This is a genomic window from Campylobacter sputorum, from assembly GCF_002220775.1.
In the GTDB taxonomy this organism is placed as follows: domain Bacteria; phylum Campylobacterota; class Campylobacteria; order Campylobacterales; family Campylobacteraceae; genus Campylobacter_F; species Campylobacter_F bovis.
The window spans coordinates 774,503-794,144 of the sequence record NZ_CP019685.1; the positions used below are offsets into that span (position 1 = coordinate 774,503).

Below are 19,642 nucleotides of genomic sequence, written 5' to 3' on the forward strand. Positions count from 1 at the left end.
TGTAATTATAGCTTTTTTAATTAAAAAATTGATAAAATAACGCAATTTAAAAATCTGGAGCAAATATGACAAAAATCGCAATTATAGGCTTAGGATATGTTGGACTTCCATTAGCGGTAGCATTTTCAAATAAATTCGAAGCTATAGGATATGATATAAATAAAGATAGGATAAAAGAGCTGCAAAATGGATCTGATAAAACACTTGAAATAAATGATGAGGAATTAAAAAACTCACTTAAAAATGGTATAAAATTTAGTTCAAATTTAGATGATTTAAAAGAGTGCAACTTTTTTATAATCGCCGTTCCAACGCCTGTTGATAAAAATAATCGCCCAGATTTAACACCGCTTTTAAAAGCAAGTCAGAGCGTAGCAAGCGTGCTTAAAAAAGAAGATATCGTAGTTTATGAAAGCACGGTTTATCCAGGAGCAACGGAAGAAGAGTGTGTGCCAGTTTTAGAAAAATACTCAAATTTGAAATTTAACAAAGACTTTTTTTGTGGATATTCACCAGAGCGTATAAATCCTGGAGACAAAGAACACACTATTACAAAAATCAAAAAAATCACATCTGGTTCTACGCCGCAAATTGCAGATAAAGTTGATGAAATTTATTCAAGCATAATCGAAGTTGGCACATTTAAAGCAAGTAGCATTAAAGTCGCAGAAGCAGCAAAAGTTATAGAAAACACACAAAGAGATATAAATATAGCATTTGTAAATGAACTTGCTATGATTTTTGAAAAGATAGGTATTGATACTAAAGAAGTTTTAAAAGCAGCTGGAACAAAATGGAATTTCTTAAAATTTAGCCCAGGTCTTGTTGGTGGGCATTGCATTGGTGTTGATCCATATTATTTAACACATAAAGCTAGGGAACTTGGGTATCATCCTGAAATCATTCTAGCTGGAAGACGCATAAATGACAATATGGGAAAATATGTTGCAAACCGAGTTGTAAAACTAATGATAAAGCATGACAAAAAGATAAATAATGCAAATGTTTTGATTCTTGGCATAACTTTTAAAGAAAACTGCACTGACATAAGAAACTCAAGGGTAATTGATGTTATAAGTGAGTTAAAGGATTTTGGTTGCGTTGTTGATGTATTTGATCCATGGGCTGATAAAAACGATGTTTTAAGAGAATATAATATAAATTTGTTAGATAAATTCGATTTAGAAAAATACGAAGCCATAATATTGGCAGTTGCTCATAATGAGTTTAAAAATCTTGATTTAAATGGCTTAAATGCCGTAACTTTTGACATAAAAGGCGTTTTAGAAAAAGCGGATGAAAGGCTCTAAAATAAAATGATATGTGTTTTTGATTGTGAAACTGTGCCTGATGCTGATAGTTTAAAAAAAGTATATGGATATGATGGGGATGATAAAGAAATTTCAAATTTAGCCTTTTTAGCCCAAAAAGAAAAAACCGGGAGTGAGTTTTTACCTGTAAATTTTCATAAAGTTGTTGCAATTAGCGCTGTTTTAGCTGATGATTTTGGTAAATTTATAAGAGTAAATACCATATCTGGCAATAATGAGAAAGAAAAAATTAATGATTTTATTAATTTTATAAATAAAAAAAATCCCCGTTTAGTTAGCTTTAATGGGCGTGGATTTGATCTTCCTATGCTTATGATTAGAGCCATGAAATACAACATTCAAGCTCCAGCTTATTTTGAAACAAATAATAAAGAATTTAACAAAACTAAATGGGAAAATTATAGAAGTAGATATGATGGAGTTTTTCATCTAGATTTGCTTGATCATATTAGCGATTTTAGGGCAGTTAGTGGAATAAGCCTAGATATGCTTTGCAAAACTTTAAATTTGCCAGGCAAATATGATACTCACGGGGATCAAGTAACTGAACTTTTTTATGATGATAAACTTGATAAAATTTATCAATATTGCGAAAGCGATACATTAAATACATACTGGCTGTTTTTAAAATATGAACTTTTAAGAGGAAATATTACTACACAAGATTATGCAAACAACATATCTATAATGAGTGAGTATTTACAAAAAGAAAAACAGGATATGAGTTATACTGCTGTTTTTAAAGAGTATATAAATGATGAGTTAAAAAGAGTTGAAAACGATGCTTAGAGTTTGCATTTTATTGATTTTTTTTATAAGTTTTATAAATGCACAAAGCAGACAAATAATGCTCTTAAGCGAATACGATGATGAAAATTTAACAAACTGGTATATAAGCGAAAAATTAGATGGAGTTAGGGGTGTTTGGGACGGTAAAGAGTTAAAATCAAGAAATGGTTATAAATTTACCTATCCTTCAAATTTCACGGCTTGTTTTCCAAATTTTGCACTTGATGGTGAGCTTTATACAAAAAGAGGGGATTTTGAAAATATCTCTTCCATAACATCAAAAAGTGAAGCTAATAACGACTGGAAAGAGTTAAAATTTTACATTTTTGATATACCAGATATGAATGTAAGTTTTGATAAAAAATATCAAAAAATGCAAGAAATTGCTAGTAAATGCAAAAACATAAATGTAATAGAGCAAAGAGTTGCAAAAAATAACGATGAAGTTTTTAAATTTTTAGATGATGTGATGAAAGGTGGTGGAGAGGGGGTTGTAGCAAGAGAGTCAAATTTGATATACGAAAATACCCGCTCAAACAAAATTTTAAAACTTAAAAAATTTAAAGATAGTGAATGCAAAGTTTTAAAAATAAATAAAGGAAATGGAAAGTATAAAAATATAATGGGTTCTCTTGATTGTAAAGACATAAAAACTGGCGTTATTTTTAAAATAGGTTCTGGTTTTAGCGATGAGTTGCGTAAAAATCCACCACAAATAAATCAAATCATAACTTATAAATATCAAAATTTAACTAAAAATAAAAAACCAAGATTTCCAGTATTTTTACGATTTAGAAACGAAATTTAAGGAGAAAAAATGAAAATTTTAATAACCGGCGGAGCTGGATATATAGGCTCCCATGTAACAAAAGCACTTTTAGAGCAAACAAAACACGAAATTTGTATCATAGATAATCTTTGCAAAGGTTCAATGAAAGCCATAAACTCGCTAAAAACAATAAGAGAATTTGAGTTTATAAAAATGAGCTTAGAAGATTTAGATGATCTTGATGAGCTTTTTGCTAAGTCAAAATTTGATGCTATTATCGATTTTGCGGCATTTATAGAAGTTTTTGAAAGTACGCAATTGCCGCTTAAATACTATGAAAACAATACTAGTAATGTTATAAATTTAGCAAATTTATGCCTAAAATATGGTGTAAATATATTTTTATTTAGCTCAACTGCTGCTGTTTATGGAGAACCAAAAAATGGCGAAGTTACAGAAGAAACAGAGCAAAATCCTATAAATCCTTATGGTAGAAGCAAATTGATGAGTGAGTGGATTTTAAAAGATACAGCACTTGCAAATCCAAATTTCAAATACGGCATTATGAGATATTTTAATGTTGCTGGTGCAAGTAGCGATGGAATGCTCGGACAAAACTATCCAAATGCAACACACCTTATAAAAGTTGCTACTCAAACTATACTTGGAAAAAGAGAAAAAATGTCTATTTTTGGTGATGATTATGACACAAAAGATGGAACTTGTATAAGGGATTATATACATATAGAAGATTTAGCTGATGCGCATTTAAGTGTTTTGGATTATGTTAGTAAAAATGGAAGTTCTATTTTTAATGTAGGATATGGCAGAGGATTTAGTGTAAAAGAAGTAGTAAATACGGCAAAAAAAGTAAGTGGTGTTGATTTTAAAGCTGAAATTGCCCCAAGAAGAGATGGCGATCCTGCTATGCTTATAGCAAATAGTGACAAGCTAAGAAAATTAACCAACTGGAAACCAAAGAAAGATGAATTAAAACTTATCATATCTTCAGCTCTTGCTTGGGAAGAAAAATGAAAATTTTACTGATTTTTTCTCTATTTTTAACGATCTTGTTTGGCGATATTTTTCCAAATCCTAAGGATGGGCAAAAAAAAGAGATATTAAAATTAAAAAAACTAGATAGCGAAAATGAATATCTAATTAAAGTTAAATTTGGTAAAAATTTAAATATTGATTGCAATCATCATTTTTTCACTGATTTAAATTTAAACAAAAAAACACTTGATGGTTATAATTACTACGAATTAAGTGGAAGCGACAAGACAGCTTCGACTTTAATGGATTGTGGAGATACTAAAAAAACTGCTAAATTCGTAGAATTTGATCCAAATTTAATCATACCTTATAATTCAAATTTAGAACAGATCTTTTATATTCCAAAAGATTTCAGTATGAAATTTGAAATTTACAGACTTGTAAAATAAAATGGGCATAAATTTAATCAGTAGTATTATAGTTTTTATCGTCCAAATGGGCATAAATTTTTTTTTAACACCATTTATTTTAAAAAGCCTAGGAAATGAAGCTTTTGGTTTTTTAAATTTAGCAAATAGTATAGTAAGTTATGGTTATATTTTAAGTGTCGCTATAAACTCGGTAGCTGGGCGTTTTGTAGCATTAGAATATCATAAATTAAATATTACTAGAGCTAATTACTACTTTTCAACTGTTGTTATTGTAAATATATTTTTTACTATTTTAGTTGCTATTTTATCTGTTATTTTTACTTTAAATTTGGAATTTTTCCTAAATATATCACAAAATTTAGCTAATGATGTAAAGCTTATGTTTTTAGTATATTTTTTAAATTTTTGCTTGGGGCTTTTTAATACAATCTTTACAATCACTGCTTTTGTAAAAAATAAAATTTACATCATATCTATTAGAAATGCAATTTCTAGCATTATATTTGGTCTTGGTATTATCCTATTTTTTTACTTTTTTTTACCAAAGTTATATTATGTTGCTATTTGTGCTTTGATTTCTAGTTTTTTTGTATTTTTTAGCACTGTTACAATTTCAAAAAAAATTGCCCCTGATATTAAATTTAATATTTCAAATTTTAGTTTTAAAATGGTAAAAAAACTTCTAAATTCAGGCATATGGAATAGTTTTAATGCTCTAAATAGAGTGCTTTTAACAGGACTTGATCTGCTTATTTGCAATCTTTTTATATCACCTGTGGCTATGGGGATTTTGTCGGTATCAAAAACTGGGCCACTTATAATTGAGTCTTTTGTTGCTACTATTTGTTCTACTTTTTTTCCAAAACTTGTTGAGATTTATTCTAAAAAAAATATCACCGCCCTTATAAGCGAGACTAAATTCTACATAAAAGTTGTAGCTTTTATCATAACTACACCTTGTGTTATTTTTGCTATTTTGGGGATAGATTTTTTTACTTTATGGCTAAATTTTAAAGAAAAAAGTGAAATTTTAGAGATATATCAACTTTGCATGATTTCGCTTGTTCCTATCATTTTTATCTCTTATGTTTTTGTTTTGTTTAACATTGATAATGTTACAAATAAACTTAAAAGACCAGCTATGGCAAATTTAGTGCTAGGAATTAGCACGATTTTATCTCAAATTTTGATTTTGAAATACACCGAATTTGGGCTTTTTGGTATTGTTATCGTAGCTGCTGTGCTTTATAGTTTGAGAATTTTGATTTTTGATATTATAAATGCGAGTTTGAATTTAAGCTTAAACATTTTTACTTTTTATAAACCTATTTTTATAAATATAGTTATTTTTACTATTTTTTTGATTATTTTTTATTTCTTTAAAAAATTTATTTCCATAAATTCTTGGCTAGATTTTATCAAATTTACTACTATATTTTTATTATTTGGATATACTTTAAACTTTATAATATTATTTAACAAAAGTGAAAAATCCATTATTTTAAATAAAATTTTTATGAAATTTAAAAGGATAAAGAATTGAAATATGAAATTTATCTCATATCTTTAAAAAAAGATGAAAAAAGAAGAGATTTTTTAAAGAGTGAATTTCCTAAATTTTATGATAAATTTAAACTTATAGATGCCATAGATGGGCGTGAATTTGATGCTTTAAGTTATTATAAAAATATAGCACCGACATTTTATAAAGTAGGTAAAATTTTAAGTCCAGCTGAAGTAGGGTGCGCTTTAAGCCATAAGCTAGTTTATGAGACTTTTTTAAAAAGCGACAATGATATCGCACTTATTTTTGAAGATGATATTATTGGCAATGACGAAATGATAGAAAAAGTGGAGAGTTTTTTGGAGATCTTACCTAAAAATTCGCTTATGCTTTGCGGTGGTCAAGATAGCTATAGTGCATTTGTAAAAAATATAAAAGATGAACTTTTTTTAGTAAATGACCTATCTAAAGCGTGTTTTACAAGAGCTTGCTGCTATGCTTTAGATAAAATAGCTGCTAAAAAAATTTTAGATTTACAAAATCATTATTTGTATGTTGCTGATGATTGGGCTAGACTTTTAGTAGATATTAAGCTTTGTTTTTGCGATATTTTTTCACATCCAAAAGATTTAAGCAGTAGCAATATACAAAGCGAGAGAGATTTTGCTAAAATCAAAATAAGCCTTGCTAAGCGATATGAAATTTTAAAATACATACTTAAAACCCGCATTATATCGCTATTTAGTGATTATAAAAAAATCACAAAGGAAAAATAGTGAAAATTTGTTTTGTAATCTCTACGCTTTCAAAAGGCGGGGCTGAGAGAGTTTTAAGCGTTTTAGCAAATCATTTGAGTAAAGAATTTGATATTACCATTTTTAAATTTGACTCCATGTCTCCATTTTACAATATTTTGCCAGATGTTAAGGTTGTGAGTGCGAATTTGAGTGTTGAGAATTTAGGTTTTTTTAAAAATTTAACAAAAAGATTTGAGAAATTCATCGTTTTAAGGAAATTTTTAAAAGAAAATAAATTTGATGCTGTGATTAGTTTTTTGGATTATATGAATATTTTAACACTTTTAGCGAACAAAGATCAAAGAATTTTTATAAGCGAACACACAAATCATGGCTTTTTAAAATCAAAAAATTGGAAAATTTTAAAGCGACTAACATATCCAAAGGCAAAGGCATTGTCTGTTTTAACAAGTTATGATTTGATTTATTATAAAAAATTTGTAAAAAATGTTGAGATTATACAAAATCCTATGTTTGAGTTTCAAAAAGGAGATTTAAAAAAAGAAAATATCATTTTAGCCGCTGGTAGATTAGAAATTTTTAAAGGGTTTGATGTTTTTTTAAAATCGCTTAGTTTGATTGATAAAAATTTGCTTAAAAACTGGAAAATTATCGTCGCAGGAGATGGAATTTTAAGAGATGAATTAGAAAATTTAGCAAAAGAGTTAAATTTAAAAGTTAAATTTTTAGGATTTGTAAAAGATATACAAACTTACTATGAGAAATCAAAAATAGTTGTTGTAACTAGCAGAGCTGAAGGATTTTGCAATATACTTATGGAAAGTATATTTTTTGATTGTGCAAGAATTTCTACTGATTGCATTGCTGGGCCAAGTGAGCTTATAAAGGATGATTTTGATGGTTATTTATGCGAAGTTGATGATGAAAAAATGATAGCAAATAGATTAGAAAATTTGATGAAAGATAAAGATTTAAGAGATAAATTTGTACAAAATGCAAATCTTAGAAGAGAGAGTTTTTTAGTAGAAAATATAGGAAAAAAATGGATAAATTTGATAAAAATTTAATCAGTATTATAGTTCCTGTTTATAATGTTGAAGATTATCTAAAAGAGTGTTTGAATTCTATTGTAAATCAAGCTTATAAAAATTTAGAAATTTTACTTATTGATGACGGATCAAGCGATAAAAGTGGTGAAATTTGCGATGAGTATGCAAAAAATGATAGTCGCATAAAAGTTTTTCACAAGCAAAATGGCGGTCAAAGTAGTGCTAGAAATTTAGGTCTTGATAAGGCAAAAGGGGATTTTATAAGTTTTGTTGATAGCGATGATGTGTTGGGAGAAAATTTCATACAAAAACTTTATGATATGGCAATTAAATTTCAAACAAAAATGAGCATGATAAGCTTTCAAGCATTTAGTCAAAATCATCCAAATATCGATATTTCACAAATAAATAGCTCTCAAAAGGTTTTAAGTTCAAAAGAGCTTTTAAAGGCAATTTGCACAGCCCATCTTTCTTTTTCGCCATGCATTTTTTTATACAAAAGAGAGATTTTTGATGATTTGCGTTTTCCTGAAGGTAGAATTTATGAAGATATTTTCATATCTTTTGATGTTATACACAAAGCTCAAAACATAGCTTATAGCGATACAAAATACTACTTTTACCGCATTAGAGAAGACTCAACCGTGCATTCATTTAGTCAAAAAAACTTAATAGCTGTTGATAGCGTGCAAAGATTTACAAATTTGATTAAGCAAAATTATAAAGAACTTGCAAACGAAGCTAATTACGCACTTTGTTCGTCTATGTTTGATACAAGTGTTGGTATTTTAAGAAGTAAATCAAGCGAGTTTTATCCTAAAATTTATGAATTTTCTAATCTTATCAAAAAAAGACTAAATAGTGTTTTTATGGTAAAGACAAAATATTTTAAAAAAAAGATTTTGATTATACTTTTAGCCATTCATCCGCTTTTATTAAAGGCAGTTTTTAAAATTTACAAAGGCTTAAAATGAAAATTTTATTTGTCATAGCAGCTCTTAGAAATGGCGGAGCAGAGCGTGTGCTTGAAGTTATCGCGAATTATTTTTCAAAAAATAATCAAGTAAGCATAGTAATACTTGAAAACAATGAAAATTTATATGAATTTGATAAAAATATAAAATTTATAAATTTAAATGTTTATGAAAATGGCAGTAAATTTAGCAAATATATAAAATTAAGAAAATGTTTTAAAAATGAAAATCCAGATGTCATAATAAGCTTTATAGACTGGACAAATGTAGCTTGCGCTATAGCAAATTTTGGACTAAATTATAAACTCATAGCAACAGAGCATAACTCTCATGAATTTTTGCAAAGCAAAATTTTTACTTTTATAAGAAATTTAGCTTATAGGCAAGTTGATGCATTAACGCTGCTTACAAAAAGTGATTTAAATTACTACTCAAAATTTGTAAAAAATTGCGTCATAATGTATAATCCATTTTTTGGAGATTTATCGCAAATATCACAAAAAGAAAATATAATTTTAAGCGTAGCAAGACTTGAAAAAGTCAAAGGATACGATGTGTTTTTTGACGCTCTTTCAAAAATAGATCAAAGCTTACTCAAAGATTACCGTATTTTAATAGCAGGAGATGGCTCTTTAAGAGATTTTTTAGAAAAAAACGCTAAAAAATTAGACTTAAATATTGAATTTTTAGGTCATAGAACAGACATAAAAGAAATTTATAAAAAAGCTAAAATTTTTGTACTTGCTTCATATAGCGAAGGTCTTCCAAATGTGTTAATAGAAAGTGCATTTTATGGATGTATTAGGATTTCTAGCAAAACAGCTGGAGGAATTGAGCTTATAGAAGATGGTAAAACTGGATTTTTATTTGATATAGGAAATAGCGATGAACTTGCTAAAAAACTTGAAATGTCTATACTAAAAGAAGATTTAGGCAAATTAATAATTAAAAATACAAAAGCTACTTTAGAAAATTTTGAAACTGATAATATAACAAAAAAATGGGAAAACCTTATACGAAATTTGGCGGAGAAAAAATGAAAAAAATAGCTGTTTTTATCTATTCTATGGCTGGTGGCGGGGCTGAGAGAGTTGTAAGTAATTTACTAAGTGAGCTTATAAAAGCATATGAAGTGCACCTAATTCTTATGAATGATAGAGTGTATTATGATATTCCAAATAAAGTAAATATACATTTTATAGAAAAATCCGCACCATTTGAAAATGGCATAAAAAAATTATTAAAACTTCCATTTTTGGGCTTAAAATATAAAAAACTTTGTAATAAACTTGGAATTGATATACATTTTGTATGGATGAATCGCCCTTGTTACGCTGCTGGTTTTGCTAGAATTTTTGGATTAAAGGGGACTATGATATTTAACGAATGCTCAACTCCATCAGTGCTTTATAAAGAAAAAAATTTAAAATCATTTATAAGTAAAACTTTGCTTAAATTTTTGTATCCAAAAGCTGATTTAATAATGCCAAACTCGCTTGGAAATTTGATTGATTTAGAGCAAAATTTTGGTATAAAAAAAGACAAAATGTGGGTTTTATATAATGCTATTGATATGCAAACTATAGCCAAACTTTCAAACGAAGAAATAGATAAAAATCTCAATAAACCATTTTTTTTAAGCGTTGGTAGGCTTGATAGTGGTAAAAATCATTCTCTTTTAATAAGAGCTTTTTCTAAACTTAAAAATGATAAATTTGATTTGGTCATATTAGGCGAGGGCGTATTAAAAAACGAACTTCAAAACCTTATAAGAGAGTTAAATTTAGAAAATAGGGTGCATTTAATGGGATTTGAAAAAAATCCTTATAAATATATGTCTAAATGTTATGCTTTTGTATTTGTCAGTCTTTTTGAGGGATTTTCAAATGCTTTAATAGAAGCACTTGCGTGCGGAAAATTCATCATATCAAGCGATCATAAAAGTGGCGCAAGAGAGCTTTTGGGTGATGATGAGTGGGGCGTGTTAGTTCCTGTTAACGATGAACTTTCTACGCAAAATGCTATGCAAAAAGCAATAGATGAAGAGAGTTTTGTTAAAGCTTATGAGCAAAAAGCAAAAACAAGGGCTATGTTTTTTGATAAAGCTAAAATCACAAATGAATTAATTAAAAAAATAGAAGAAACTCATAAAAATATGGCTTAAATAAATGTTATTTATATATCTATTATATAAAATAAGATAAAATTGTAGTTTTCTTTGGAATAAATTTTTGTAAAAACAAGGTTTTGTATGTCAAATTTTAATTTCGCTAAATTTCTAAATAAATTACCTAGACTTTCTAAACATACTATTTTAATGATTGTTTTAGCTGTTTGTTTTGGGATATTTTGCAGATTTTACTGGGTAGTTTGGGCTAGCGCTTATCCTCATTTTATATGGAATAATGAACTTATGATAAGTACAAATGATGGATATGCATTTGCTGAGGGCACAAGAGATATGATAGCTGGTTTTCATCAACCCAACGATCTTTCTTACTATGGCTCATCTCTTTCTACACTTAGCATGTGGCTATATAGCATTTTGCCATTTTCATTAGAAACTATACTTTTGTATATGAGTACATTTTTATCTCCACTATTAGCTGTGCCTTTGATACTTATAGGTAAAGAACTAAACGCTTCAAAAGCTGGATTTATAGCTGCACTTCTAGCTGTTGTTGCAAATAGTTATTATAATAGAACAATGAGTGGATATTATGATACAGATATGCTAAATATTACTCTTCCTATGATGGTTTTTTGGAGCATAACAAGACTTGTTCAAAGAAAAGAGAGAGTAAATTTAATATTTATTCCAGTTTTTATGGCGATATATGGATGGTGGTATCCATCTTCTTACTCACTATTACTCGCAATGATTGGGATGTTTGTTTTATATACCATTGTTTTTGAAAGATATGAAAAACTAAACTATGAAGCTATGGTTTTTATGATTTTGGCAATTACAAGCTTTCCTATACAAATCAAATTTCTTATAATAATTATTTTGTATGCTTTAATCTATTTTTATCAAAGATTTTTTGATAAAAAAGTAATATTTGCATTAATTATATCTTCAGCAATATGCTTTATATGGTTTGGCGGATTAAATCCTATACTTTTTAACATTAAATTTTACATATTTAGAGACATTGCAGATAGCGGTGATACTGTTTTTAAATTTTTCAATGTAAATCAAACAATAAGAGAAAGTTCTGCGATAGATTTTAATACAGTTGCAACTAGGATTAGCGGGCATTTGATAGTATTTTTGGTATCTATTGTAGGATATATTTTATTTATCAAAAACAATAAAATTTTACTACTAACTTTACCGATTCTATTTTTAGGTCTTATGTCATTTAAAAGTGGTTTAAGATTTACAATATACTCAGTTCCAGTAATGGCTCTTGGTTTTGGCTATTTTGTTATGTATTGTTTTACAAAGATAGATATAAAAGATCGTTTTTTAGGTTATGCATTTTTATTTGTTGTAACATTTAGTGCATTATATCCATCTTTAAAACATATTTATGATTATAAGGTATTTCCTGTTTTTACACATAGCGAAGTTGAAAGTTTGGATGATTTAAAAAATATTGCAAAAAGAGAAGATTATGTGCTTTCTTGGTGGGATTATGGTTATCCAATAAGATATTATTCTGATGTAAAAACTCTCATAGATGGAGGAAAACATCTAGGAAGTGATAATTTCGCCGTTAGTTTTGCACTTGGAAGCGATCAAAATAGCTCTGCAAATATGGCAAGATTAGAAGTTGAATATACAGAAAGAAATTATGAGGAAAAATTTGGATTAAATTTAAAACAGATGATAAAAGATTATAATGCTACAAATGTTAATGGGTTTTTATTATCATTAAAAGATGCAAATTTAACTCTGCCAAAGCAAACAAGAGATATTTATTACTATTTACCAGATAGAATGATATACATATATCCGACAGTGCTAGCTTTTTCTAGACTTGATTTGACAACAGGGCAAGAATTTGCTCAGCCGTTTTTTATAGTTAGTGAGAGATTTTCAGCTACAAATGATAATCAAATAATGTTAAATAATAATGTTATATTAAGTAGTGATGGCACTAAATTATCAATAAATGGAAACTCTTATAGTGTAAATACATATGTAGAAACAAGTTATGATCAAAATGAAAAATTAAATGTAAATTATTTTAACATAGACTCAAATAGCAATTTTTATGTGATTTTTATGAAAGATTATTTGAGAATTTTAGTTTTAGATAAAACTTTATATGATAGTGCATATATTCAACTTTTTGTATTAGAAAATTATGATAAAAATTTATTTGAACCAGCGATTTTAAATGGATCAACTAAAATTTATAAACTCAAAAAATGATAAAATTACTTTTAAATTTAAAGGTTGTTAAGTATGGCTAAAATCGGCTTTTTATCCCATTCTGATATGAGTATTTATTATTTTAGAGCTCCAATTATGCGTGAATTAAAAAATCTTGGGCACGAAGTTTTTGCCATCGAGCCATACGGAGCTTATACAAAGCCTATACAAGAAGAATTTAAAACTATTATTTATGAGATAGACAAAGCTAGCTTAAATCCATTAAAAGTTAAAAAAGATACACAAAATTTAGCCTCTATTTTATCAACTCTAAATTTAGATATGCTTCAAACTGCAGCACATAAAAGCAATGTTTTTGGCACAATTGCAGCAAAAAAAGCTGATATAAAAGTTGTTTTAAATTTAGTAGAAGGTCTTGGAAGCTTTTATATAGATAATGATATTAAGTCAAAAATGGTAAGATTTACCATAGAAAGGTTGTATAAAAAATCATTTGCATTAAGCAATGGAACTATTTTTGTAAACGATAGCGATCCTGATTATATGATAAAACACAATATAATACAAGAAGATAAAGTAAAAAAAATAAAAAGCGTTGGTGTAGATGCTAATGAATTTAATCCAAATTTAGTAACTAAGTATGATTTTAAAACCGATAAAAAAATAGTTTTAATGATGGGTAGGGCACTTTGGCACAAAGGTATAAGAGAATTTTATGAAGCCGCAAAGATTTTAAAAGATAGGAGAGATACCAAGTTTGTCTTTGTTGGAGATGGATATGAGGGAAATAAAAGCAGTGCCAATAAATCTTTTTTAAATAGCCAAAATGTTTTATGGATAAAATGGAGCGATAAAGTAAAAGAGCTATTAAAAGGCACTTATATCTATGTTTTACCAAGTTATAAAGAGGGTTTTCCAAGAACAGTTTTAGAAGCCATGAGTATGAGTTTACCTTGTGTTGTAAGTAATGTTAGTGGTTGCAATGAAGCTATAAAAGATGAATATAATGGGCTAATTTGTAATGTTAAAGATAGTAAAGATTTAGCAAAAAATATAGAAACTTTACTAGATAATGAAAATTTAGCAAAACAAATGGGGCAAAATGGCAGAAATTTAGTGCTTGAGAAATACGATCAAAAAATTATAACCAAACAATATATAGAGTATTATAGGAAGTTCTTAGATGTATAGGATATTTTTTAAAAGATTTTTTGATATTGTTGGCTCAGTTTTTCTTATAATTTTGACATCGCCAATCATGTTAATAACATATATAATTATCAAAAAAAATATAAGTAAAAATGCCATTTTTACACAATCTCGCCCAGGTTTAAATGAAAAAATTTTTCAAATTTATAAATTTAAAACAATGAGCGATGAAAAAGACTCAAACGGAGAGCTTTTGCCAGATGATATGCGTTTAAATAATTGTGGTAAAAAAATTCGCTCTTTAAGCCTAGATGAATTACCACAACTTTTTAATGTATTAAAAGGAGATATGAGTTTCATTGGTCCTAGACCGCTTTTGATAGAATATCTAAATATCTACAATGATGAACAAAAACTTAGACACAATGTCCGCCCAGGTATCACAGGACTTGCACAAGTTAATGGTAGAAACGCCATTTCTTGGGCTAAAAAATTTGAATATGATGTTTATTATGCTAAAAATTTAAACTTTTTTTTAGATATAAAAATAGCACTTTTAACCATAAAAAAAGTTATAATTAAAGATGGTATAAGTAAAGATGGTATGGCTACAACGGAAAAATTTAATGGGTATAACTAAAAATATTTATATATATGGCTCAAGTGGACATGGCAAAGTTGTTGCAGACATAGCAAGATCTTGCGGATATGAAAATATCATTTTTTTAGATGATGCAAGTGATAATAAATTTAATACAAACTTAGAAAAATTTGATATCATAATTGCTATAGGCGATAACAAAACTCGTCAAATATTACAAGAAAAAGTGCAAAAAAGTGGTTTTAATGTAGTAAATTTAATACATCCAAGTGCCATAATTTCGCCTAGTGTTAGGTTAAAAACAGGAATTGTAGTAATGCCAAATGTAGTAATAAATGCAGATGCTATCATTGGGAACGGAGTTATTTTAAATACAAGCTGTGTGGTTGAACATGATTGCATTATAGGAGATTTTGCTCACCTTAGCCCAAATGCAAGTCTAGCAGGCGGGGTAAAAGTTGGCAAACTTACTCATATTGCAATAGGCGCTAGTGTCATACAAAAAATTAATATAGGCGATAATACAACAATAGGAGCTGGAAGTGTTGTTGTGCGAGATATGGCTCATAATGTAGTGGCTGTTGGGATTCCAGCTAAAATTATAAAAGAAAAAATATGAAGATAATAAAAGCAAAAAAAATACTAAATTTTGAAAATGGTTTTAAGGTTTTACAAAATAAAGCCATAGCTTTTGATAAAACTATAATACAAATTGATGATTTTGAAAAACTTAAAAACAAATATAAAAACGCAATCATCATAGATTGCTCAAACGACATAATAGCACCATGCTTTATAAATACTCACACTCATTTAGAATTTAGCTCAAATAAAACCTCCTTTGTTTATGGTGATTTTTTAAAATGGGTTGAAAGTATTGTAAAATCACGAGATAATTTAAGCAAAGAAGCAAATAATAAACTTATAGAAAAAACTATAAAATCTATAATGAAAAGTGGCGTTTGCACTATAGGCGAAATTTCAAGTTTTGGCATAGATTTGGAAATTTGTGCAAACTCACAAGCTAGAATTGTATTTTTTAATGAAATTTTGGGTGCGAATGATAAAATTTGTAGCGAAAATTGGGATAAATTTATAAATAGATTTAATGCTAGTTTAAAATATAAAAATGATAAATTTATACCGGCTATTTCAGTTCATTCGCCATATTCAACACATCCAAAACTTACAAAAAAAGCGTGCGAATTTGCTAAAAAAAACTCTCTTTTAATGTCTGTGCATTTCTTAGAAAGCAATCATGAAAAAAATTGGCTAACAAAAGGCAGCGGTGGATTTAAAAAATGGCTTTTAAATTTCAACAAAAATCCAGAGCCTATGTATAATATAGATAGTTTTTTAAAATATTTTAAGGATATAAAAACACTTTTTACGCATTGCGTTTATGTGGATGATTTTTCTAAATTTGATAAAAAAATGCACTCTATAACGCATTGTGCCTTTTCAAATAGACTTCTTAGCAAAAAAACACTAAATTTAAAAAAATTAATTTTAAGTGAAATTAAACCAAATATCGGCACAGACGGACTTAGTTCAAATATAAGTTTAAATTTTTTTGATGAACTAAGAGCAAATTTACTGATACATGATGATTTTGATTTACATAAATTGGCTGAAATTTTATGGATAAGTTCAACAATAAACGCAGCAAATGCACTAAATTTAAACAGCGGCTTACTAAGTGTTGGAAGATTAGCTGATATTGCTGTTTATGAAAATTTAGAGTGTGAAGATAGCGAACTTTTACTTCAGCTTATATTACAGACAAAAGAGGTAAAAAAACTTTTCGTAGGAGGAGATGAATGCAGTTTTTAAAGGCTATTTTTGCACCTATTAGATGGATTTTTGAATTTATAAACAAATATTTCAAAACATTTGTTTTTTTGTTAGTTGTCTATATAGTATTTTATAGTGGAGAAAATAAAGATACAACAAACGCAAACTTAAAAGAGATATCATTGCAAGGTGCGATAATATCAAGTTTTGATATATTAAAAGAGATTAAAGACGCACAAGATGATGAAAATATAAAAGGCGTTTTGTTTGTAGTCGATAGTCCAGGAGGTGCATTAAGTCCAAGCGTAGAGATATCGCTAGCCATAAAATCATTAAACCAAACAAAACCCGTTTTGGTTTATGCAACAGGAACTATGGCAAGTGGAAGCTATCTAAGTAGTATTTGGGCTAGTAAAATTTATGCAAATCCAGGTAGTTTTATAGGCTCAATTGGTGTTATTATGCAAGGATTTAATATAAGTGAATTAGCAAAAAAAGTTGGCATTAGCGACCAGACGATAAGTGCAGGAGAATACAAGCAAAGTGGCACAATTATGCGTGAGTGGAATCAAAAAGAAAAAGTAGCACTTCAAGAACTAGTAGATAAAAGCTATAATTTTTTTGTTAATGAAGTTGCAAATGCTAGAAAACTAGATATAAATAAAAAAGATGAGTGGGCTAACGCTAGAGTTTTTTTAGGAGCTGACGCACTAAAACTTGGACTTATAGATAAAATTTCAAACTATTATGAAGCAAGGAATGAACTTGCAAAAATGAGTGGAGTTAGTAACCCATCTTGGAAAGAAAAATCAAATTATGATAAATTTATAGACTCACTTTCAAAACAAAGCACAAAATTGATGATGGATATCTTAACTCCACGCATTATGTGAATTAAATTTTTAAACTAACACAAAATCTTTTTGGAGAGTTTTTTATGCAAATCTCTCCATCATGAGCCTTTATTATCTGTTTGCAAAGGCTTAATCCTAGCCCATTTCCTTTTAATTTTGTTGTTTTAAATGGCTCAAAAAGTATATTATCATCTTCTATATCAACTCCGCTATCTTGCACTTCAAACTCATAAGTGGCAGAAGCAAGGAATGAACTTGCAAAAATGAGTGGAGTTAGTAATCCATCTTGGAAAGAAAAATCAAATTATGATAAATTTATAGACTCACTTTCAAAACAAAGCACAAAATTGATGATGGATATTTTAGCTCCACGCATTATGTGAATTAAATTTTTAAACTAACACAAAATCTTTTTGGAGAGTTTTTTATGCAAATCTCTCCATCGTGAGCTTTTATTATCTGTTTGCAAAGGCTTAATCCTAGCCCATTTCCTTTTAATTTTGTTGTTTTAAATGGCTCAAAAAGTATATTATCATCTTCTATATCAACTCCACTATCTTGCACTTCAAACTCATAAGTGGCATTAGTTTTATAAAAATTTATCTCAACTTTTCCATTATCACTATCATCGCTTTCTATAGCATCAATTGCATTAAAAATTAAATTTTGAAATACCATAGAAAGCAGGTCTTTATCACCAACATAAGGGCAACTTTCAAATTTAAACTCAAACGATATATTTTTTGAATATGTGTATAATTTAACAACATCTTCGCACTCGTTTTTTAAAGAAATGAGATCAAATTTATATTTGTTTGGTACAACTCCTTTTGTGAAAAGTAGTGTTGCTTTTATGATACGCTCAACTCTCCAAATAGCCTTTTGCATCTCTTCTAATATCGGTTTATTTTTATCATCAATTCTTTTTAAAAGAGTTGATGAAAGTAGGGCAATTGAACCTATAGGATTTCTTATCTCGTGAGCAAGATGAGCCGAAACTTGCCCCATAGATGCTAATCTTTCACTTCTTTTTTCATTTGTTATATCATTTGCAGAGATTATAGTTTTGTCATCTTTTTGTTTTATAATAACTTGAAAATATGACGCTTTTAAATTTATTTCTTGTCTTGGTTCTTTTAAATTTATAAGTTCAAGCAAAGATCCTAAACTCTCAGCTTCGCTATTTTGCAAAAATACACTTCCATCTTTATTTATAACCCAAAGAGCAGTTGGAAGTGCTTCTACTATGCTTTTTATAAAACTTTGCAAACTAATATATGATTCATTTAATGCTTTATACTCTTTTTCTATCAAATAAGTCTGCTCTATGAGATTTTCTAAACTATTTTTTATATCTTTGTTGTTATTCATAGCAATTCCTTAAAATTTTCTATACTAAAAAGTGTAATATTTTCATTTTTTTCTTTTAAAAGCTCATTACTAAAACCATTTTTTGAAATCAAAACTATTTTTGCTGGCTTTATGTTTATTTTATCGCATTTTTTTAGTAGTATATTTACAATATTTTTACAAATTTTTTTATTTTTATATTTTACTTCACCAACTATATAGCCTATTTTGGATTTTATAAATATATCTATCTCGATATCTTTATCCCAGTAACTTACTATCTCAAATGGTGGGATTTTAAGCCTATTTGCTATGATTTCTTTAGCAAGAAGTTCAAATGGTAAGCTTGCATAATTATCAAAATCTTGCATTATAATTTCCATCATCAAATCATATTTGCCAAGCTCGATTAACTTTAAATTTGGCTCTATAAATCTAAACCAAAATCTTGTAAAATTGTTCTTAAAATGTAGTTTATCTTCTATGGTGTATCTTCTTAGTTCTTTTTTTATCTTTTCTTTTTTATCTTTTATGATAGGTTTTTCACTACTTTTTTCTATGTAAATAAGATCGCTAAAAAGTATATTTGTATAGATAATATGTGCTAATCCTCTTGGAAAAAGCTTAAAAACATAGTTTTGTTTTCTATCATTTTTAGATAACTTATAAAGTGCTTTTGATATAAGTTTTTGATGTTTGTTATCAAAATAAAATCTTTTTTTTAGTTCATCAACTTTATATAAAATTTCATATCTAATAGCCTCAAATATATCATAATACTTTGGAGTTATTTCATATGCATCAAATACAAAATGAAATTCTATCAAAGAATGTATATCTAAATGTTTATGCGTTTGATAAGTGGATTTTAAAGTATAAATTTTCATACTCCTTTCGTGTATTTTAACATATTTTTGTTATAATTTTCCAATTTTTAAAAAGATTGGA

Annotated in this window: 21 protein-coding genes; 18 read left to right on the top strand and 3 right to left on the bottom strand. The window is 27.9% G+C overall.

The features are described from left to right. Positions 1–65 precede the first annotated feature (65 nt). The 17 genes from CSPB_RS03955 to sppA all read left to right on the top strand — a co-directional run bounded on the left by CSPB_RS03955 (position 66) and on the right by sppA (position 17,383). Positions 66–1,310: a nucleotide sugar dehydrogenase gene (locus tag CSPB_RS03955; protein ID WP_089193230.1), complete on the top strand. Its 1,245-nt coding sequence runs from the start codon at positions 66–68 to the stop codon at positions 1,308–1,310. A gap of 6 nt (positions 1,311–1,316) precedes the next feature. Next, positions 1,317–2,120: a 3'-5' exonuclease gene (locus CSPB_RS03960; RefSeq protein ID WP_089193231.1), complete on the top strand. Its 804-nt coding sequence runs from the start codon at positions 1,317–1,319 to the stop codon at positions 2,118–2,120. Beyond that, positions 2,113–2,928 carry a DNA ligase gene (locus CSPB_RS03965; RefSeq protein ID WP_089193232.1) on the top strand — a complete coding sequence of 272 codons (816 nt, stop codon included), beginning with the start codon at positions 2,113–2,115 and terminating at the stop codon, positions 2,926–2,928. The genes CSPB_RS03960 and CSPB_RS03965 overlap by 8 nt, the downstream gene beginning before the upstream one ends. A 9-nt stretch (positions 2,929–2,937) precedes the next feature. After that, complete coding sequence (galE, locus tag CSPB_RS03970) at positions 2,938–3,924, top strand: UDP-glucose 4-epimerase GalE (RefSeq protein WP_089193233.1); 987 nt, start codon at positions 2,938–2,940, stop codon at positions 3,922–3,924. Beyond that, positions 3,921–4,334, top strand: coding sequence for an ecotin family protein (locus tag CSPB_RS03975; RefSeq protein WP_089193234.1), 414 nt, complete (start codon positions 3,921–3,923; stop codon positions 4,332–4,334). The genes galE and CSPB_RS03975 overlap by 4 nt, the downstream gene beginning before the upstream one ends. Position 4,335: 1 nt before the next feature. Then, positions 4,336–5,859 (top strand): MATE family efflux transporter, encoded by a 1,524-nt coding sequence (locus CSPB_RS03980; protein ID WP_089193235.1) that lies wholly within the window; start codon positions 4,336–4,338, stop codon positions 5,857–5,859. Then, entirely contained in the window at positions 5,856–6,596 is a 741-nt protein-coding gene (locus CSPB_RS03985) for a glycosyltransferase family 25 protein (RefSeq protein ID WP_089193236.1), read from the top strand. The genes CSPB_RS03980 and CSPB_RS03985 overlap by 4 nt, the downstream gene beginning before the upstream one ends. Beyond that, positions 6,596–7,645 carry a glycosyltransferase gene (locus tag CSPB_RS03990; protein WP_089193237.1) on the top strand — a complete coding sequence of 350 codons (1,050 nt, stop codon included), beginning with the start codon at positions 6,596–6,598 and terminating at the stop codon, positions 7,643–7,645. The genes CSPB_RS03985 and CSPB_RS03990 overlap by 1 nt, the downstream gene beginning before the upstream one ends. Further along, positions 7,621–8,601, top strand: coding sequence for a glycosyltransferase family 2 protein (locus CSPB_RS03995; RefSeq protein WP_089193238.1), 981 nt, complete (start codon positions 7,621–7,623; stop codon positions 8,599–8,601). The genes CSPB_RS03990 and CSPB_RS03995 overlap by 25 nt, the downstream gene beginning before the upstream one ends. Further along, positions 8,598–9,641, top strand: a complete 1,044-nt coding sequence (locus CSPB_RS04000; protein ID WP_089193239.1) for a glycosyltransferase — start codon at positions 8,598–8,600, stop codon at positions 9,639–9,641. The genes CSPB_RS03995 and CSPB_RS04000 overlap by 4 nt, the downstream gene beginning before the upstream one ends. Beyond that, complete coding sequence (gene pglJ, locus CSPB_RS04005; protein WP_089193240.1) at positions 9,638–10,765, top strand: N-acetylgalactosamine-N,N'-diacetylbacillosaminyl-diphospho-undecaprenol 4-alpha-N-acetylgalactosaminyltransferase; 1,128 nt, start codon at positions 9,638–9,640, stop codon at positions 10,763–10,765. Before CSPB_RS04000 ends, pglJ begins: the two co-directional genes overlap by 4 nt. Before the next feature lie 87 nt (positions 10,766–10,852). Further along, the gene (locus tag CSPB_RS04010) at positions 10,853–12,985 is read left to right on the top strand and encodes an STT3 domain-containing protein (RefSeq protein WP_089193241.1); all 2,133 of its coding nucleotides are present in this window, start codon (positions 10,853–10,855) and stop codon (positions 12,983–12,985) included. 33 nt (positions 12,986–13,018) lie between these two features. Beyond that, entirely contained in the window at positions 13,019–14,137 is a 1,119-nt protein-coding gene (gene pglA / locus CSPB_RS04015) for a N,N'-diacetylbacillosaminyl-diphospho-undecaprenol alpha-1,3-N-acetylgalactosaminyltransferase (protein ID WP_089193242.1), read from the top strand. Next, positions 14,130–14,735, top strand: a complete 606-nt coding sequence (gene pglC, locus CSPB_RS04020; RefSeq protein ID WP_089193243.1) for an undecaprenyl phosphate N,N'-diacetylbacillosamine 1-phosphate transferase — start codon at positions 14,130–14,132, stop codon at positions 14,733–14,735. The genes pglA and pglC overlap by 8 nt, the downstream gene beginning before the upstream one ends. Further along, positions 14,722–15,315, top strand: a complete 594-nt coding sequence (gene pglD / locus CSPB_RS04025; RefSeq protein ID WP_089193244.1) for a UDP-N-acetylbacillosamine N-acetyltransferase — start codon at positions 14,722–14,724, stop codon at positions 15,313–15,315. The genes pglC and pglD overlap by 14 nt, the downstream gene beginning before the upstream one ends. Continuing rightward, entirely contained in the window at positions 15,312–16,529 is a 1,218-nt protein-coding gene (gene mqnF / locus CSPB_RS04030) for an aminofutalosine deaminase family hydrolase (protein WP_089193245.1), read from the top strand. Before pglD ends, mqnF begins: the two co-directional genes overlap by 4 nt. After that, the gene (gene sppA, locus CSPB_RS04035; RefSeq protein ID WP_089193246.1) at positions 16,517–17,383 is read left to right on the top strand and encodes a signal peptide peptidase SppA; all 867 of its coding nucleotides are present in this window, start codon (positions 16,517–16,519) and stop codon (positions 17,381–17,383) included. Before mqnF ends, sppA begins: the two co-directional genes overlap by 13 nt. A gap of 1 nt (position 17,384) precedes the next feature. On the opposite strand, the gene CSPB_RS04040 is transcribed toward sppA, so the two are convergent. Next, positions 17,385–17,564 (bottom strand): ATP-binding protein, encoded by a 180-nt coding sequence (locus CSPB_RS04040; RefSeq protein ID WP_404813373.1) that lies wholly within the window; start codon positions 17,562–17,564, stop codon positions 17,385–17,387. Positions 17,565–17,577: 13 nt separating this feature from the next. Between CSPB_RS04040 and CSPB_RS08600 the strand changes: the two genes are divergently transcribed. Further along, entirely contained in the window at positions 17,578–17,727 is a 150-nt protein-coding gene (locus tag CSPB_RS08600) for a hypothetical protein (RefSeq protein ID WP_161492186.1), read from the top strand. Position 17,728: 1 nt separating this feature from the next. On the opposite strand, the gene CSPB_RS04045 is transcribed toward CSPB_RS08600, so the two are convergent. Continuing rightward, entirely contained in the window at positions 17,729–18,715 is a 987-nt protein-coding gene (locus CSPB_RS04045; protein WP_089193248.1) for a sensor histidine kinase, read from the bottom strand. Next, positions 18,712–19,581 (bottom strand): DUF234 domain-containing protein, encoded by an 870-nt coding sequence (locus tag CSPB_RS04050; protein ID WP_089193249.1) that lies wholly within the window; start codon positions 19,579–19,581, stop codon positions 18,712–18,714. The genes CSPB_RS04045 and CSPB_RS04050 overlap by 4 nt, the downstream gene beginning before the upstream one ends. Positions 19,582–19,642 lie beyond the last annotated feature (61 nt).

Excerpts from the sequence above, each read along its gene's own strand:
- CSPB_RS04000 (WP_089193239.1), top strand. The coding sequence starts at position 8,598 with ATGAAAATTTTATTTGTCATAGCAGCTCTTAGAAATGGCGGAGCAGAG.
- pglC (WP_089193243.1), top strand. The coding sequence starts at position 14,130 with ATGTATAGGATATTTTTTAAAAGATTTTTTGATATTGTTGGCTCAGTT.
- CSPB_RS03975 (WP_089193234.1), top strand. The coding sequence starts at position 3,921 with ATGAAAATTTTACTGATTTTTTCTCTATTTTTAACGATCTTGTTTGGC.
- sppA (WP_089193246.1), top strand. The coding sequence starts at position 16,517 with ATGCAGTTTTTAAAGGCTATTTTTGCACCTATTAGATGGATTTTTGAA.
- pglD (WP_089193244.1), top strand. The coding sequence starts at position 14,722 with ATGGGTATAACTAAAAATATTTATATATATGGCTCAAGTGGACATGGC.
- CSPB_RS03965 (WP_089193232.1), top strand. The coding sequence starts at position 2,113 with ATGCTTAGAGTTTGCATTTTATTGATTTTTTTTATAAGTTTTATAAAT.
- pglA (WP_089193242.1), top strand. The coding sequence starts at position 13,019 with ATGGCTAAAATCGGCTTTTTATCCCATTCTGATATGAGTATTTATTAT.
- galE (WP_089193233.1), top strand. The coding sequence starts at position 2,938 with ATGAAAATTTTAATAACCGGCGGAGCTGGATATATAGGCTCCCATGTA.
- CSPB_RS03960 (WP_089193231.1), top strand. The coding sequence starts at position 1,317 with ATGATATGTGTTTTTGATTGTGAAACTGTGCCTGATGCTGATAGTTTA.
- CSPB_RS03955 (WP_089193230.1), top strand. The coding sequence starts at position 66 with ATGACAAAAATCGCAATTATAGGCTTAGGATATGTTGGACTTCCATTA.
- CSPB_RS04010 (WP_089193241.1), top strand. The coding sequence starts at position 10,853 with ATGTCAAATTTTAATTTCGCTAAATTTCTAAATAAATTACCTAGACTT.
- CSPB_RS04050 (WP_089193249.1), bottom strand. The coding sequence starts at position 19,581 with ATGAAAATTTATACTTTAAAATCCACTTATCAAACGCATAAACATTTA.
- mqnF (WP_089193245.1), top strand. The coding sequence starts at position 15,312 with ATGAAGATAATAAAAGCAAAAAAAATACTAAATTTTGAAAATGGTTTT.
- pglJ (WP_089193240.1), top strand. The coding sequence starts at position 9,638 with ATGAAAAAAATAGCTGTTTTTATCTATTCTATGGCTGGTGGCGGGGCT.
- CSPB_RS04045 (WP_089193248.1), bottom strand. The coding sequence starts at position 18,715 with ATGAATAACAACAAAGATATAAAAAATAGTTTAGAAAATCTCATAGAG.
- CSPB_RS03995 (WP_089193238.1), top strand. The coding sequence starts at position 7,621 with ATGGATAAATTTGATAAAAATTTAATCAGTATTATAGTTCCTGTTTAT.
- CSPB_RS03980 (WP_089193235.1), top strand. The coding sequence starts at position 4,336 with ATGGGCATAAATTTAATCAGTAGTATTATAGTTTTTATCGTCCAAATG.